The organism is Streptomyces sp. NBC_01384, from assembly GCF_045040035.1.
Taxonomy (GTDB): domain Bacteria; phylum Actinomycetota; class Actinomycetes; order Streptomycetales; family Streptomycetaceae; genus Streptomyces.
This window is the reverse complement of record NZ_CP109559.1, coordinates 1,199,303-1,212,897: the sequence shown is the minus strand read 5'-3', so window position 1 is coordinate 1,212,897 and position 13,595 is coordinate 1,199,303. Positions and strand designations below refer to the sequence as shown.

15 protein-coding genes, 2 pseudogenes and 1 riboswitch are annotated in these 13,595 nt (G+C 70.8%); of the genes and pseudogenes, 8 read left to right on the top strand and 9 right to left on the bottom strand.

What is annotated here, in order from left to right; all coding sequences use genetic code 11:
• Window positions 1-88: 88 nt before the first annotated feature.
• The 3 genes from bioD to bioB are packed head-to-tail and all read right to left on the bottom strand — an operon-like array spanning window position 89 to window position 3,297.
• Window positions 89-805: a dethiobiotin synthase gene (bioD, locus tag OG747_RS05285; RefSeq protein WP_405878121.1), complete on the bottom strand. Its 717-nt coding sequence runs from the start codon at window positions 803-805 to the stop codon at window positions 89-91.
• A 1-nt stretch (window position 806) separates the two neighbouring features.
• Window positions 807-2,105, bottom strand: coding sequence for an adenosylmethionine--8-amino-7-oxononanoate transaminase (locus tag OG747_RS05280; protein WP_405878120.1), 1,299 nt, complete (start codon window positions 2,103-2,105; stop codon window positions 807-809).
• Entirely contained in the window at window positions 2,098-3,297 is a 1,200-nt protein-coding gene (gene bioB / locus OG747_RS05275; RefSeq protein WP_405878119.1) for a biotin synthase BioB, read from the bottom strand. The genes OG747_RS05280 and bioB overlap by 8 nt, the downstream gene beginning before the upstream one ends.
• Before the next feature lie 222 nt (window positions 3,298-3,519).
• Between bioB and OG747_RS05270 the strand changes: the two genes are divergently transcribed.
• Window positions 3,520-4,653: an 8-amino-7-oxononanoate synthase gene (locus tag OG747_RS05270; protein WP_405878118.1), complete on the top strand. Its 1,134-nt coding sequence runs from the start codon at window positions 3,520-3,522 to the stop codon at window positions 4,651-4,653.
• Between the two features lie 72 nt (window positions 4,654-4,725).
• Here OG747_RS05270 and OG747_RS05265 read toward each other — a convergent pair whose 3' ends face one another.
• Together OG747_RS05265 and OG747_RS05260 are read right to left on the bottom strand one after the other, a co-directional pair.
• Window positions 4,726-4,950, bottom strand: coding sequence for a DUF397 domain-containing protein (locus OG747_RS05265; RefSeq protein WP_405878117.1), 225 nt, complete (start codon window positions 4,948-4,950; stop codon window positions 4,726-4,728).
• Between the two features lie 12 nt (window positions 4,951-4,962).
• Window positions 4,963-5,820, bottom strand: coding sequence for a helix-turn-helix domain-containing protein (locus OG747_RS05260; RefSeq protein WP_405878116.1), 858 nt, complete (start codon window positions 5,818-5,820; stop codon window positions 4,963-4,965).
• A 212-nt stretch (window positions 5,821-6,032) separates the two neighbouring features.
• Between OG747_RS05260 and OG747_RS05255 the strand changes: the two genes are divergently transcribed.
• Together OG747_RS05255 and OG747_RS05250 are read left to right on the top strand one after the other, a co-directional pair.
• Window positions 6,033-6,491: an ATP-binding protein gene (locus OG747_RS05255; RefSeq protein ID WP_405878115.1), complete on the top strand. Its 459-nt coding sequence runs from the start codon at window positions 6,033-6,035 to the stop codon at window positions 6,489-6,491.
• Window positions 6,492-6,792: 301 nt separating this feature from the next.
• Window positions 6,793-6,921: pseudogene (locus tag OG747_RS05250) on the top strand (LysE family translocator); the annotation flags it as partial.
• Between the two features lie 273 nt (window positions 6,922-7,194).
• Here OG747_RS05250 and OG747_RS05245 read toward each other — a convergent pair.
• The 4 genes from OG747_RS05245 to OG747_RS05230 form a co-directional block, all read right to left on the bottom strand.
• Window positions 7,195-7,668, bottom strand: a complete 474-nt coding sequence (locus tag OG747_RS05245; protein ID WP_405878114.1) for a C40 family peptidase — start codon at window positions 7,666-7,668, stop codon at window positions 7,195-7,197.
• A 3-nt stretch (window positions 7,669-7,671) separates the two neighbouring features.
• Window positions 7,672-7,858, bottom strand: a riboswitch (cyclic di-AMP (ydaO/yuaA leader).
• A gap of 393 nt (window positions 7,859-8,251) precedes the next feature.
• Complete coding sequence (locus OG747_RS05240; RefSeq protein WP_405878113.1) at window positions 8,252-8,557, bottom strand: hypothetical protein; 306 nt, start codon at window positions 8,555-8,557, stop codon at window positions 8,252-8,254.
• A 7-nt stretch (window positions 8,558-8,564) separates the two neighbouring features.
• Window positions 8,565-9,221 (bottom strand): ATP-dependent Clp protease proteolytic subunit, encoded by a 657-nt coding sequence (locus tag OG747_RS05235; protein ID WP_405878112.1) that lies wholly within the window; start codon window positions 9,219-9,221, stop codon window positions 8,565-8,567.
• 67 nt (window positions 9,222-9,288) lie between these two features.
• Window positions 9,289-9,675 carry a hypothetical protein gene (locus OG747_RS05230; protein WP_405878111.1) on the bottom strand — a complete coding sequence of 129 codons (387 nt, stop codon included), beginning with the start codon at window positions 9,673-9,675 and terminating at the stop codon, window positions 9,289-9,291.
• 187 nt (window positions 9,676-9,862) lie between these two features.
• Between OG747_RS05230 and OG747_RS05225 the strand changes: the two genes are divergently transcribed.
• The 5 genes and pseudogenes from OG747_RS05225 (at window position 9,863) to OG747_RS05205 (ending at window position 13,534) form a co-directional block, all read left to right on the top strand.
• Window positions 9,863-10,141 (top strand): type II toxin-antitoxin system Phd/YefM family antitoxin, encoded by a 279-nt coding sequence (locus tag OG747_RS05225; RefSeq protein WP_405878110.1) that lies wholly within the window; start codon window positions 9,863-9,865, stop codon window positions 10,139-10,141.
• Window positions 10,142-10,398: 257 nt separating this feature from the next.
• Window positions 10,399-10,701 (top strand): urease subunit gamma, encoded by a 303-nt coding sequence (locus OG747_RS05220; RefSeq protein ID WP_101408483.1) that lies wholly within the window; start codon window positions 10,399-10,401, stop codon window positions 10,699-10,701.
• A gap of 16 nt (window positions 10,702-10,717) precedes the next feature.
• A pseudogene (locus tag OG747_RS05215) lies at window positions 10,718-11,023 on the top strand (urease subunit beta); the annotation flags it as partial.
• 115 nt (window positions 11,024-11,138) lie between these two features.
• Window positions 11,139-12,860 carry an urease subunit alpha gene (locus tag OG747_RS05210; protein WP_405878109.1) on the top strand — a complete coding sequence of 574 codons (1,722 nt, stop codon included), beginning with the start codon at window positions 11,139-11,141 and terminating at the stop codon, window positions 12,858-12,860.
• Complete coding sequence (locus tag OG747_RS05205) at window positions 12,860-13,534, top strand: urease accessory protein UreF (protein ID WP_405878108.1); 675 nt, start codon at window positions 12,860-12,862, stop codon at window positions 13,532-13,534. Before OG747_RS05210 ends, OG747_RS05205 begins: the two co-directional genes overlap by 1 nt.
• The last annotated feature ends 61 nt before the right edge of the window (window positions 13,535-13,595 follow it).

The following is a 13,595-nucleotide window of genomic DNA, read 5'->3' as shown; positions in this document are numbered from 1 at the left end:
GTTCTTCGGCTGCGGGTTGGTTGTGGCTGGTCGCGCCCACGAGGCGGAGCCGCATGGTGTCACAGCCCCCGCGCCCCCTACGGGGCGCTCAGACCCTGTGTGCCGAAGCGAAGGCGCTTCCGTCCCAGCTTCCGCCCAGTCGGGGGGCCAGCCAATTCGGTGCCTCCGCACGAAAGTTGTCGGGAGCGTATGCTCCCGCGCCCGACGGCACCGCGCCGAGCAGCGGGGCGTCGGCCACCGTCGGCAGGTCCGCGAGGTTGCAGAGGGACGCCAAGTCGGCGTCGCCGGGCCAGCTGCCGATGACGATGCCCGCCAAGTCCAGCCCCTGCCGCCGGAGTTCACGAGACGTCAGCTCCGTCGTGTTCAGCGTGCCCAGACCCGCCGACGCCACCACCAGTACCGGCGCGTCCAGCAGCCGCGCCGCCTCGACCAGGGTGCCGCCCTCGTCGTCGAAGCGGACGAGCAGACCGCCCGCGCCCTCGACCAGGACGAGGTCGTGCTCGGTTGCCAGTTTGGCAGCGGCCTCCGCGACCTCATGCGGGCGCACGCCGGCCAGCCCGGCCCGCCGGGCCGCCGTCGCGGGGGCCAACGGATCGGGATAGCGGGCGAGTTCGAGCGTGGTCACGGTGCCCGCGAGGCGGGCCACCTCGTCGGCGTCTCCGCGCTCGTTTGGACGTACCCCCGTCTGCGCGGGCTTGAGCACGGCCACGGACCGCCCGGCGGCGACGGCCGTGGCGGCGACGGCGGCCGTTGTGACCGTCTTGCCGACCTCCGTGCCCGTTCCCGTGATCACCAGGACCGTCATGTCATCCCTCCCGCGCCGCCGCGCACACCGCGCGCGCGATCCGTGCCACGTCCGTGTCCCCGGTGACGTACGGCGGCATCGTGTAGACGAGGTCGCGGAACGGCCGCAGCCAGACGCCCTCGCGCACCGCGGCGGCCGTCGCCGCGTTCATGTCGACGTCGTGGTCGAGCTGGACGACTCCGATCGCCCCGAGGACGCGTACGTCCCGCACGCCCGGGAGTTCGCAAGCGGGCGCCAGCCCGTCCCGCAGGCCCGCCTCGATGCGCTTGACCTCGGTCTGCCAGTCCTGTCCGAGCAGCAGGTCGATCGAGGCACAGGCCACCGCGGCGGCGAGGGGATTACCCATGAACGTCGGGCCGTGGGCGAGGACCGGAACCTCGCCCCGCGAGATGCCCTCGGCCACCCGCGCCGTGCACAGGGTGGCCGCCATCGTCAGGTAGCCGCCGGTCAGCGCCTTGCCGACGCACATCACGTCCGGTGTGACGCCCGCGTGCTCCGCCGCGAACAGCGCGCCTGTACGGCCGAAGCCGGTCGCGATCTCGTCGAAGACCAGCAGCACGTCATGCGCGTCGCACGCCTCCCGCAGCACCCGCAGATACGCGGGGGAGTGGAACCGCATTCCGCCCGCGCCCTGCACCACCGGCTCCACGATCACCGCGGCCAGTTCGTCGGCGTGCCGCTCGATCAGCCGGCGCAGATGATCGGCGTACGACTCCTCGTACGCGACCGGCGGCGCGTCGGCGAACACCTGACGCTGGAGCACGCCCTGCCACAGCTCGTGCATGCCGCCCTCGGGGTCGCACACCGACATCGGCTGCCAGGTGTCCCCGTGGTAGCCGCCGCGCCAGGTAAGCAGCCGCTGCTTGCCCGGGCGGCCGAGCGAGCGCCAGTGCTGGAGGCACATCTTGACGGCGACCTCGACCGACACCGAGCCGGAGTCGGCGAGGAAGACGTGTTCCAGGCCCTCGGGCGTGATGTCGACAAGGCGCTTCGCCAGCCGGACGGCGGGCTCGTGGGTGAGCCCGCCGAACATGACGTGACTCATGCGCTCCAGCTGGTCGCGCGCCGCGTCGTTGAGGACCGGGTGGTTGTAGCCGTGGATGGCCGACCACCAGGACGACATGCCGTCGACCAGTTCACCCGAGCCGTCCGCCAGTCGGAGGCGTACCCCGCTCGCCGACTCCACGACGAGCGGTTCCTGGCGGCCGGGCATGGGACCGTACGGATGCCAGACATGCCGCCGGTCCAGGTCCAGCAGTTCACGTACGGGCAGCGTGGACGGCCCGGACAGGTCAGGCATTGGGGGCGAGGTCCGTTCCGGCACCTCGGCGGCGCACGGCGACGAGATCCGTCCGTGCTTCGGAGGGCTGCTCCTCCTTCACCCGCACGGAACCGCAGACTCCGCCGCCCGCGTGCGACCCGCACCCGGCATCCGCGTGCGAGCCGCAGCCGGTCTCGGCGTGCGAACCGCAGCCACCGCCGGCCGTCGCACGGTGCTCCGGCAGCGTCACCTCGCCCGCGCCCTCCACCTCGAACCCGGCGTCCGCGATCATCTCCAGGTCGGCCTTGCCGGCCTGGCCCTCGCTGGTGAGGTAGTCGCCCAGGAAGATCGAGTTGGCCAGGTGCAGGGCCAGCGGCTGCATGGTGCGCAGATGGACCTCGCGGCCGCCCGCGATGCGGACCTCGACGTCCGGGCAGACGAAACGGGCCATCGCCAGGATGCGCAGACAGCGCTGCGGGGTGAGGTTCCACTCCTTGGCGAGCGGGGTGCCCTCGAAGGGGATCAGGAAGTTCACCGGAACGGAGTCCGGGTCGAGCTCGCGGAGCGAGAAGACGACGTCGACCAGGTCCTCGTCCGACTCGCCCATGCCCGCGATCAGGCCGGAGCAGGCGGAAAGGCCCGCCGCGTGCGCCTTCTGGACCGTGTCCACCCGGTCGGCGTACGTGTGCGTGGTCGTGATGTCCCCGTACGTCCCCTCGGACGTGTTCAGGTTGTGGTTGTAGGCGTCCGCGCCCGCCTCGCGCAGCCGCTCGGCCTGGCCGTCGGAGAGCAGACCGAGGCAGGCGCACACCTCGACGCCCTCGTTCTGGTCCTTGATCGCCTTGATGGTGTCGGAGACCCGGTCCACGTCACGGTCGGTCGGACCGCGGCCGCTGGCCACCAGGCAGACCCGCTTGGCGCCCCCGGCGAGCCCGGCCGCCGCGGCCTGCGAGGCCTGGTCGGGCTTGAGCCAGGTGTACTTGAGGATGTCGGCCTTGGAGCCGAGCCGCTGCGAGCAGTACGAGCAGTCCTCGGGGCACAGACCGGACTTCAGATTGACCAGATAGTTGAGTTTCACTCGACGGCCGAACCAGTGCCGGCGGACCTTTCCGGCCGCGGCCACCACGTCGAGCACGTCGTCGTCGGACGTGGCCAGCACGGCCAGCGCCTCGTCACGGGTCGGCAGCTCGCGCCGAAGCCCCTTGTCCACCAGCGTGTTCAGCAGGTCCATAAGATCCGATCCTGACGTATACGTGCCGCTGAGGCCAAGGAGAGTTTGCACAACAGAGACGGTTCGACGTGTGGGTATTGCCACATCCTGGGCGGCGGGCCGCCCCGCTAGGGTCTGTGCACTGCCTACAAAGCGACCACCCTCATGACCACCCTCATGAGCAACCTCATGACGATCGTCATGACTCGCTCACGACCACTCTCAGGGCCCGGAGGCACCAGCATGGCGGGATCGCCGTTCGCGTGGATCGACGAGCAGGCGCACCAGCGCCGGCAGGCCGGACTCGTCCGCACCCTGCGCCCGCGCGCCGCCGACTCACCTCTCCTCGATCTGGCGAGCAACGACTACCTCGGACTCGCCCGCCACCCCGAGATCACGGCGGCCGCGGCGGAAGCGGCCCGCCGCTGGGGCGCCGGAGCGACTGGCTCCCGGCTGGTCTCCGGCACGACCGAACTGCACGGCGAACTCGAACGGGAGCTCGCCGACTTCTGCGGCTTCGAGTCCGCGCTCGTCCTCTCCTCCGGCTATGCGGCCAATCTCGCCGCCGTGACCACGCTCGCGCCGCACGGCTCGCTGGTCGTCTCGGACGCGGGCAACCACGCCTCGCTCATCGACGGCTGCCGACTGGCCCGAGGTACGACACAGGTCGTGGCGCACGCCGACCCGGACGCTGTTCGCAAGGCGCTCGGCACGCATGAGGGTCCCGCCGTCGCCGTGTCCGACACGGTCTTCTCGGTGGACGGCGACGCGGCCCCGCTGGCCGAACTCGCGACCGCCTGCCGTGAGCACGGAGCCGCGCTGCTCGTCGACGACGCGCACGGGCTCGGCGTCCTGGGCGATGGCGGCCGAGGCGCGCCGCACGCCGCGGGGCTGGCGGGCGCCCCGGACGTCGTCGTGACCGCCACGCTTTCCAAGTCGTTCGGCAGCCAGGGCGGCGCCGTCCTCGGCCCCGCCCCGGTCATCGACCATCTGGTCAACGCGGCGCGCACCTTCATTTTCGACACCGGGCTCGCGCCCGCGGCCGCGGGCGCGGCCCTCGCGGCGCTCAGGCTGCTGCGCCGCGAGCCGGAGCGCGCCGCCCGGGCCCGTGAGGTGGCGACGGCGCTGCACACCCGGCTGACGGCCGAGGGCCTGGAAGCCGTACGACCGGACGCCGCCGTGGTCTCCGTGCGCGCGCCGTCACCCGAGCGGGCCGTGCGATGGGCGGCGGACTGCCGGGAGGCGGGACTCGCCGTCGGCTGTTTCCGGCCCCCGTCCGTGCCGGACGGCATCTCGCGGCTGCGGCTGACCGCCCGCGCGGACCTCACCGACGCGCAGATCGAGCACGCCGTGGAGGTGATCAGCCGGAATCGGTGAACGGGCGAGGGATGAATTGGGTGGGGGCGAATGGGGTGAGGGACGGCTGAATGCGGGGTGACTGGGTGGGGGTCAGCTCAGTCCGGCGATGAAGCCCTCCCAGCTCGCAGGAGTGAAGAGCAGGGCAGGGCCCGCCTTGTTCTTGGAATCGCGCACGGCGACGAGTCCGGCCCAGGGGCCTGGGCCGGGTCGGGCCGTCTCGACGCAGTTGTTCATTCCCGTACTGCGGCTGCTGCGCAGCCACCGCAGGTCGCGGAGTGAAGTACTGGAGGGTACGTACCGAGGCAATGCAGTCATGGGGGTGCCTCCTTACGCGCCGTCACCTATCCCGGCGATGTAGTCCAACGAGTCCTCGGGTGAAAGGGCGTGGAACTGAAGGGCGTTGAAGGCCTCGGTGTAGGCCTGAAGGTCTTCTTTCCGTTCGAGGTAGAGGCTACTCGTCAAGTGGTCGAGAACAACCACATCCAGATCGCTTGTGTTCGGAAATGAGAAGATAACGAAAGGCCCGGTAACGCCGATGTGCGCCCCCGCGGCGAACGGCAGGACCTGAAGCCGCACTTGAGGAAGGGCGGCGGCCTCTCTCAACCGGTCCAGTTGCCGTGCCATGACCTCCGGCCCGCCGACCTCACGTCTTAACACCGCCTCGTCCAGGACCGCGGTCAGTTCCAGCGGCGGATTCGAACGCAGTACGTCCTGCCGGGCGAGGCGCACCTCGACGAGCGCGTCGAGTTTGCCGTCCTCGAGTCCGCCGACGGCGACCCGGGTCACCTCGCGGGCGTACTCGGGCGTTTGGAGCAGCCCCGGCACCACCGTGGTCTCCAGCGTGCGCATGCCGCTGGCCTGGGACTCCAGACTGATGAAGTCGCGGTAGGTCGGCGGAAGGACCCCGCGGTAGGCGTGCCACCAGTGGTGCCGCCCGTTGCCCTCGGAGCCGGCCAACCCGACCAGGAGCTCCCGTAATTCGGGCTCCGCGACGGCGTACGCGTCCAACAGGCGCTCCACGTCGGCCGGTTTCACCCCACTGATGCCCGTCTCGATCCGACTCACCTTCGACTGGTGCCAGCCGACGAGACGGGCCGCCTCACCACTCGTGATTCCCACCCCGGCGCGCAGCGCGCGCAGTTCGGCACCGAGCTTGCGGCGGCGCACCGCGGGACCGTGCTGCATGGCCGTACTCCTTACTCCTTCCGAGCCGCCCAAATACGCTCTGCCGTCGCAGAGTTCACCGCATCGAGCGACAGATATATGCATATCTCGGTGGATCGCACCCGTGACCGGCCCAGTAATGGCAGTCTGGCGCGAAGCACCAGTTCGGGACCGTACTCGAACCATCCGCTCCGTGTCGGACTCCGGTCCCGTGGGAAAGGGACGACGTCGCCATGGCAGATCACCAGGAAGCATCCGTCACTCTGCCGAGCGATCCCGCCTCGGTCTCCGCGGCCCGGAAATTCGTCGCCGATGTGCTGGCCGAATGGGGCCTGCCGAGCGACGCCGAAGTCGCGGACACCGTACGCCTGATCGTGTCAGAACTAGCCACCAACGCCGTCCAGCACACTTTCGGGCAGTCGCCCACCTTCACGGTGGCCGTCCGGCTCGACCGAGACGAACACCTGCGCATCGGCGTGACCGACAGCCATCCGCGCTTCCCGAAACGTTTGCCCGCCGCTGTCCAGCAGGACAACGGGCGGGGCATGGTGATCATCCGCTGGCTGACCGCCGAGTGCGGCGGCAGACTCGTGGTCCGGCCCACCCGGGAAGGGGGCAAGACGGTCTCCATCGAGCTGCCCTGGACCCTGTCGGCCCACCCGGTCACGGCCGGGGGGCCACAAGAGCCGTAAGGAGCGGCTCAGTTGGCCTGCTCTCCACCGATCCTGTCCTGCCGGTCCTGTCGCCAGTTCTGTCCTGCCGGTCCTGTCCTGCTGGTCCTCGCCAAGCCGGTCCTGCCCAAGTGGGCCCTGGCTCTACTGCTCCTGCCTCTGCTGTGCCGCGCGTCCGAAGGCGCCGCGCAGCAGGGCCCGGAAGGCCTCGGCCGCCGGTGCGGGCCGGTCGTCGGTCCGGTGGACGACGGAGATCGTACGACGCAGATCTCCCGGTTCCAGCAGCCGCGTCCCCACCGGAGTCGCCGCGGTCCTGGCCACCATGCCCGGCGCGGACTTCACCGTCGTCGTACGCAACACCCTGGTCTCGCGCCGGGCCGGGGTCGTGTGCGCGCTCGGGATCACGGGCGGGCTGCTCCTGCACACGGCGCTGGCCGTCGCCGGGGTGGCGCGCGCCCCAGGGGCCGGTTCGGGGCCCCGAGCGGGGTCGCCCGCGCCCCTGGCCCGGCAGCGGAGCCCCTGGCCGGGCAGCGGAGCCCCTGGCCGGGCAGCGGAGACCCGAGGGCGCACGGCCCCCCGGCGAGGTTGGCTCGCGCCTCGCGAGAGGACGACTGACGCCCCCGAGCGAGGCTGCTCGCGCTCCGAGGCGAGACCACTCGTGCCCCGAGGGGCGGCGGGGTCCCGGGAGGGTGCCGGCGCCACTACCGGCACCCTCCCGGGCAGGTCAGCTGACCCGGCCGTACCAGACGCTCTTCGTCCAGATCTTCTGCAGCTTCACGACCTCCCCGGTCTTCGGGGAGTGCCAGATCTTTCCCTTCCCGGCGTAGATGCCGACGTGGTACACGTTCCGGCCGGAGTGGAAGAACACCAGGTCTCCCGCTCTGCGGCTGGAGGCGGAGATGTGGTGCGTCTTGTTGTACTGCGCCGCGGCCGTACGAGGCAGCGTCTTGCCCGCCTTCTTGTACGAGTACAGCGTGAACCCGGAGCAGTCGAAACGGCGTGGCCCGGCGGCACCGTACTGGTACGGGGAGCCCTTCTTGGAAGCCGCGACCTGAAGTGCCTTCGTCGCCAGAGTGGCCGCTTCGGCGTCGGACGCGACGCCAGGGACCACGAGGCTGCCGCCCATGGCGGCGATGGTGAGCGCCGAGGCCGTACCGGCCCGGGTCCACAGCGACGGGACACGATTGAGCGCAGTCATGCGCAACCCTTCGTCAGCCGCCTGTGAAGGATGACCTGTCGGATTCGGACTGGCGAAGTAGCCCGGCCGCGTACTGCGGCTTCACCCCAAGGACCGCCCGGATCTCTCCGGCGGCCCGTCGTGCTGGGTCCTCCACTCCTGCCGATGCACATCTGTCGACCGGTCATCCGGGCAGCGGCAGGACTCGGCGTCCGCCCGGACCGCCCCGCCGTTGTGGCGGGGGCTTGTCGTCGGAAGGGATCTTCACGCATTGAAGTCGGAAAATCCGAGCGGAACCGGCGATTTGTGGGGTTACTCACCACTCACCCGTTCGGGTGGACACCCCTCTGTTCGAGGGCCGTTGGGGACACCGACGACGCCCGTACCAGCACCGGAGCACCTCATTCCGCCTCTGCGCTACGCGCGTTGCGCAACCTTTGCGGGCCCCCGAAGGGACCGGTGTCTACTCCATCAGGGGGTACGCCATCTGGTCCGTTTGAAACCCGGGCCGGACGCTTCGCCGACTCGGCGCGTGCGGCGGCCCGGGATGGACCCGGGGGCGGACCCAGGGAGGGACCGAGGGAGGGAGCGAGGTGTGGATGCGTCAACTGTCGGAGCCGGGCGGTAGCGTGACGCGGGCCGCGCGTCGCTCGCCGTCGAGGACACGCAGGGCCTGGGCCAGGGTCGGGGCGTGCACCTCGCTCTCGCCCCGCTGGTGCATCAGCGCGAGGGCGTCGCGCAGCGCCGTCGCCTTGCTGACCAGCGCCTGGGCGGCGCGCAGTCCGCGGTAGGTGTCCCCGGGGCGGGCCGGGTTGATGCGGCCGAGCAGGTCGACCACGTCGAGGTAACGGTCGATCAACTCGGCCTCGGCACGCGTCAGCGCGGGCAGCGGGGGCAGTTCGGGCACCATCGGCGGATCACCTCGCGTCGGGTGTGGCGTTCCTCGCACCGGGCGCGGTGCGCGAGGTCTTGCGGCTCGGGATGATCCCGTCCACCAGTCCGTACGCCAACGCGGCCTGCGCGTCCAGGATCTTGTCCCGCTCGATGTCGGCGGCGACTTGTTCAGGACTCTGCCCCGTGTGCCGTACGAGCATGTCCTCCAGCAGCCCTCGAGTGCGCATCAACTCCTCGGCCTGGAGGGCCAGATCGCTCGCCTGCCCCTGTACCGGCTCGGGAAGTGACGGCTGGTGGATCAGCACCCGGGCCCCCGGTAGCGCGAACCTCTTGCCCGGCGCACCGCCGGCCAGCAGCACGGCGGCGGCCGACGCGGCCTGCCCCAGACAGGTGGTCTCCACGTCGCAGCTGACGAACTGCATCGTGTCGTAGATCGCCGTCATCGCGCTGAACGAGCCCCCGGGGGAGTTGATGTACAGCGAGATGTCCTGGTCCGGTGCCAGGTATTCGAGGTGCATGAACTGCGCCATCACGTCGTTCGCCGAGGTGTCGTCGATCGGCGTCCCGAGGAACACGATCCGCTCGGCGAGCAGCTTCGAGTACGGATCCAGGGTCCGGTACCCCGCACTCGTGCGCTCGGTGAACTCGGGCAGGACGTAGCGGGCGGACGGTTCATTCATGGCACGCGCCTTCCACTGGGGGACCGTTGACGGGCTCCTGTAAAAAATGTACAGGACGTACAGAAGGTCATGGGGGTCGCTCGGCTGACAGCGAAAATCCCCGCGGAGCGAGCTGCTCCGCGGGGATTCGGCGAGGGTGACTCAGGTGAGCGGGGCCGGGGCGGGGGTGCCGTAGGAACAGGGGTGCCGTAGAAGGTGACCGGGGCCGGCCGCGGGATGTGGCGAGGTCGTTGAGGAGGTCGGCGATCTCCTTTGGCGTGATGTTGTTCGCCGGGTCGGACACCTGGGTCGCGATGCTGAAGGTCAGGGTGAGGTCGGATGACTCGGAGTCGGACGGGATGGTGGCTTCTGCCTTGAACCGGGTGCCCTTGGAGAAGACGATCGCCGCTTCGGTGGCCTCCTGTGCCTGTGTGTCCTGTGCCTGCGCCTCCGTCGCCCCGCCGGTGGCCGGCACCGCCCCCGCCGAACCCGAGTACCCCAGCAGTGAGCGTCTGGAAATCCTGGACGCGTTCCCCTCCTTTTTGTCATGCGTGCCTCGCTGGAGGTGGCCGGTCGAGCGTACGAATGACTCGTTTCCGGCGGAGCTGAATCGGATCGTCCGCTCCGGGAGGCCGTCGTGAGCCGGGTCTAAGCTGGACGGCATGGCCTACGAGATTCCGGTGACGCAAGCCAGGGCTGAGCTCGCCGATCTGATCAACCGGGTGGTGTACGGCGGTGAGCGCGTCGTCGTGACACGGCACGGGAAGCCCCTCGTCGCCCTGGTCTCCGCCGCCGACCTGGAGCGGCTCGAGGAGCTCCAGGAGCCGGTGGAGGAGCAGGTGGTCAGCTCCCTCTCCAGCGTCCGTGAGGTCGCGTCCGCCCCGCGTGAGCGCCAGCGGTTCGGCATCGCGGCGGAGCACCGGGGGCCCGGCGTCCCGTAAGCGCGGGCCCTGTGTCTTCGTAGGGCCCGCGCGAGGGTGACGAGCGCGCCGTATACGGTCGGGCCGTCCATGCCGTGGTGAGCGGCGGCCCGGTGGACGGCCCGGAGCGTTCGCGTCGGTCATGACCGGATCGCGGCGCGGTTAACGTCCTTGAAACGACGGCCAACTAGCGTGCCCATCCATGCCACCAGGGGTTTTGGTGGCTGCGGCCACCGGACCCCGCACGGTCCGGAGCGAGGACTGTGAGGTGGGACGCCGTGCAACTGACCCCGCACGAGCAAGAGAGGCTGCTGATCCATGTGGCCGCCGACGTGGCCGAGAAGCGCCGGGCCCGCGGGCTGAGACTGAACCACCCTGAGGCCGTCGCCCTCATCACGTCGCACATCCTCGAAGGCGCGCGCGACGGCCGTACGGTCGCCGAGCTGATGTCCTCCGGGCGTAAGATCCTCACCAGGGACGATGTCATGGAGGGCATCCCCGAGATGATCCACGACGTCCAGGTCGAGGCGACCTTCCCGGACGGCACCAAGCTCGTCACCGTCCACGACCCGATCGTCTGACGGGGGAGCGAGCGCCATGATTCCCGGAGAGATCCTCTTCGCCGACGGACCCGTCGCCTTCAACGAGGGCCGCGAGGTCACCCGGCTGACCGTCCTCAACGCCGCCGACCGGCCCGTCCAGGTCGGCTCCCACTACCACTTCGCCGAGGCGAACCCCGGTCTGGACTTCGACCGCGCCGCCGCGCGCGGCAAGCGGCTCAACGTCGCCGCCGGCACCGCCGTGCGCTTCGAGCCCGGGATCCCCGTCGACGTCGAACTCGTTCCGCTCACCGGCGCCCGTGTCGTGCCCGGCCTGCGCGGTGAGACCGGAGGCGCCCTCGATGTGAGCGGGGGGCACCTCCCAGCGGTAGCTGGGGGAGCACGCGAGGCCGCCGGGCCGCAGCCGACCACCAACCCGCACGCTCGCCTCGCGGGCTCAGAAGCGAACGGAGCTGAAGGTGCCTGAGCTCTCGCGCGGCGCGTACGCCGATCTGTTCGGCCCCACCACCGGTGACCGTATCCGGCTCGCCGACACCGATCTGCTGATCGAGATCGAGGAGGACCGGTCCGGCGGCCCCGGGCTCGCCGGTGACGAGGCCGTGTTCGGCGGTGGCAAGGTCATCCGCGAATCCATGGGTCAGGCGCGTGCTACGCGCGCAGAAGGCACCCCGGACACCGTCATCACGGGTGTGGTGATCGTCGACCACTGGGGCATCGTCAAGGCCGACGTCGGCATCCGCGACGGCCGGATCACCGGCATCGGCAAGGCGGGCAACCCGGACACCATGGACGGGGTCCACCCCGACCTCGTCATCGGTCCGGAGACCGAGATCATCGCGGGCAACGGGCGGATCGTCACCGCGGGCGCCATCGACGCGCACGTCCACCTGATCTGTCCGCAGATCGCCGACGAGGCGCTCGCCTCCGGCATCACCACGGTGGTCGGTGGCGGCACGGGTCCCGCCGAGGGCTCGAAGGCGACGACGGTCACCCCCGGTCCCTGGCACCTCGCCCGGATGCTGGAGTCGATGGAGCAGTACCCCCTCAACTTCGGTCTGCTCGGCAAGGGCAACACCGTCTCGCACGACGCGATGCTGTCCCAGATCCGCGGTGGAGCACTCGGCCTCAAGCTGCACGAGGACTGGGGGTCCACACCGGCCGTCATCGACGCTGCGCTGACCGTCGCCGACCGCACCGGCATCCAGGTCGCCATCCACACGGACACGCTGAACGAGGCCGGGTTCGTCGGCGACACGCTCGCCGCGATCGCCGGACGCGGCATCCACGCCTACCACACCGAGGGCGCGGGCGGCGGGCACGCGCCGGACATCATGACCGTGGTCTCCGAGCCGCACGTGCTGCCCAGCTCCACCAACCCGACCCGGCCGTACACCGTCAACACCGCCGAGGAACACCTCGACATGCTGATGGTCTGCCACCACCTCAACGCGGCCGTCCCGGAGGACCTGGCCTTCGCCGAGTCGCGGATTCGCCCGTCGACGATCGGCGCCGAGGACATACTCCACGACTTGGGCGCCATCTCGATCATTTCGTCCGACGCGCAGGCCATGGGGCGCGTCGGCGAGGTCATCATGCGGACCTGGCAGACGGCCCATGTGATGAAGCGGCGGCGGGGCGCCCTCCCGGGGGACGGCCGCGCGGACAACCACCGCGTACGTCGCTATGTCGCCAAGTACACGATCAACCCGGCGCTCGCGCAGGGCCTCGCCCGCGAGATCGGCTCCGTCGAGACCGGCAAGCTCGCCGACCTTGTGCTGTGGGAGCCCGCGTTCTTCGGGGTCAAGCCGCACCTCGTCATCAAGGGCGGACAGATCGCGTACGCGCAGATGGGCGACGCCAACGCGTCCATCCCGACGCCGCAGCCGATCCTGCCCCGGCCGATGTTCGGTGCGATCGGACGGGCGCCCGCCTCGAACTCGTTCAACTTCGTGGCGCCGCTCGCCATCGAGGACGGGCTGCCGGAGCGGCTCTCGCTGGGGAAGAAGTTCGTGGCGATCGACTCGACCCGGGCGGTGACCAAGGCCGACATGCGGGAGAACGACGCCCGGCCGCGCGTGCGGGTCGATCCCGACAGTTTCGCCGTGCACATCGACGGGGAGCTGGTCGAGGCCACACCGGCCGCCGAACTGCCCATGGCCCAGCGCTACTTCCTCTTCTGATGTCCCGCGCAGCACTGCTCGTCCTGGCCGACGGCCGCTTCCCCGCCGGAGGGCACGCCCACTCCGGCGGGGCCGAGGCGGCCGTCAAGGCCGGGCGGATCAGCGGGGCGGCGAGCCTGGAGGACTTCTGCCGGGGGCGGCTGCACACGACGGGGCTGGTGTCGGCCGCCCTGGCCGCGGCGGCCGCGCTCGGAGTCGATCCCGTGACGCTGGACTCGGCCGCGGACGCGCGTACTCCGTCGCCCGCCCTGCGGGTCGCCGCGCGGCGCCTCGGGCGGCAGTTGATGCGGGCGGCTCGGGCGACCTGGCCGTCCGGGGAACTCGACGCGCTGGCACGGGCGTTTCCCAAGGGAGCGCATCAGCCGGTCGTACTGGGGCTGGCGGCGCGGGCTGCCGGGCTCGGGCCGGAGGACGCCGCGTACTGCTCCGCGTACGAGAGCGTCAGTGGGCCGGCGACCGCGACCGTGCGGTTGCTGAGCCTTGATCCGTTCGATGCCACGGGGGCGCTGGCGCGGCTGGCGCCGGAGCTGGATCTTGTGGCTCACCAGGCCGCCGATGCGGCTCGGCGTGCCGTCGAGGACGGGGCCGACACGTTGCCTGCGGCGTCCGCTCCGCTGTTGGAGATCGGGGCGGAGGCGCATGCCGCTTGGGCTGTACGGCTCTTCGCGTCGTAGACCCCCCCCGGCGGAGCCGCTGATGGATGCAGCGCCCCCGCCGCCCCACCCGTCCCATCCC

Coding starts and splice junctions, on each gene's coding strand:
- bioD (WP_405878121.1), bottom strand. CDS start 805: ATGACGGTCCTGGTGATCACGGGAACGGGCACGGAGGTCGGCAAGACG.
- OG747_RS05280 (WP_405878120.1), bottom strand. CDS start 2,105: ATGCCTGACCTGTCCGGGCCGTCCACGCTGCCCGTACGTGAACTGCTG.
- bioB (WP_405878119.1), bottom strand. CDS start 3,297: ATGGACCTGCTGAACACGCTGGTGGACAAGGGGCTTCGGCGCGAGCTG.
- OG747_RS05270 (WP_405878118.1), top strand. CDS start 3,520: ATGGCGGGATCGCCGTTCGCGTGGATCGACGAGCAGGCGCACCAGCGC.
- OG747_RS05265 (WP_405878117.1), bottom strand. CDS start 4,950: ATGACTGCATTGCCTCGGTACGTACCCTCCAGTACTTCACTCCGCGAC.
- OG747_RS05260 (WP_405878116.1), bottom strand. CDS start 5,820: ATGCAGCACGGTCCCGCGGTGCGCCGCCGCAAGCTCGGTGCCGAACTG.
- OG747_RS05255 (WP_405878115.1), top strand. CDS start 6,033: ATGGCAGATCACCAGGAAGCATCCGTCACTCTGCCGAGCGATCCCGCC.
- OG747_RS05245 (WP_405878114.1), bottom strand. CDS start 7,668: ATGACTGCGCTCAATCGTGTCCCGTCGCTGTGGACCCGGGCCGGTACG.
- OG747_RS05240 (WP_405878113.1), bottom strand. CDS start 8,557: ATGGTGCCCGAACTGCCCCCGCTGCCCGCGCTGACGCGTGCCGAGGCC.
- OG747_RS05235 (WP_405878112.1), bottom strand. CDS start 9,221: ATGAATGAACCGTCCGCCCGCTACGTCCTGCCCGAGTTCACCGAGCGC.
- OG747_RS05225 (WP_405878110.1), top strand. CDS start 9,863: ATGGCCTACGAGATTCCGGTGACGCAAGCCAGGGCTGAGCTCGCCGAT.
- OG747_RS05205 (WP_405878108.1), top strand. CDS start 12,860: ATGTCCCGCGCAGCACTGCTCGTCCTGGCCGACGGCCGCTTCCCCGCC.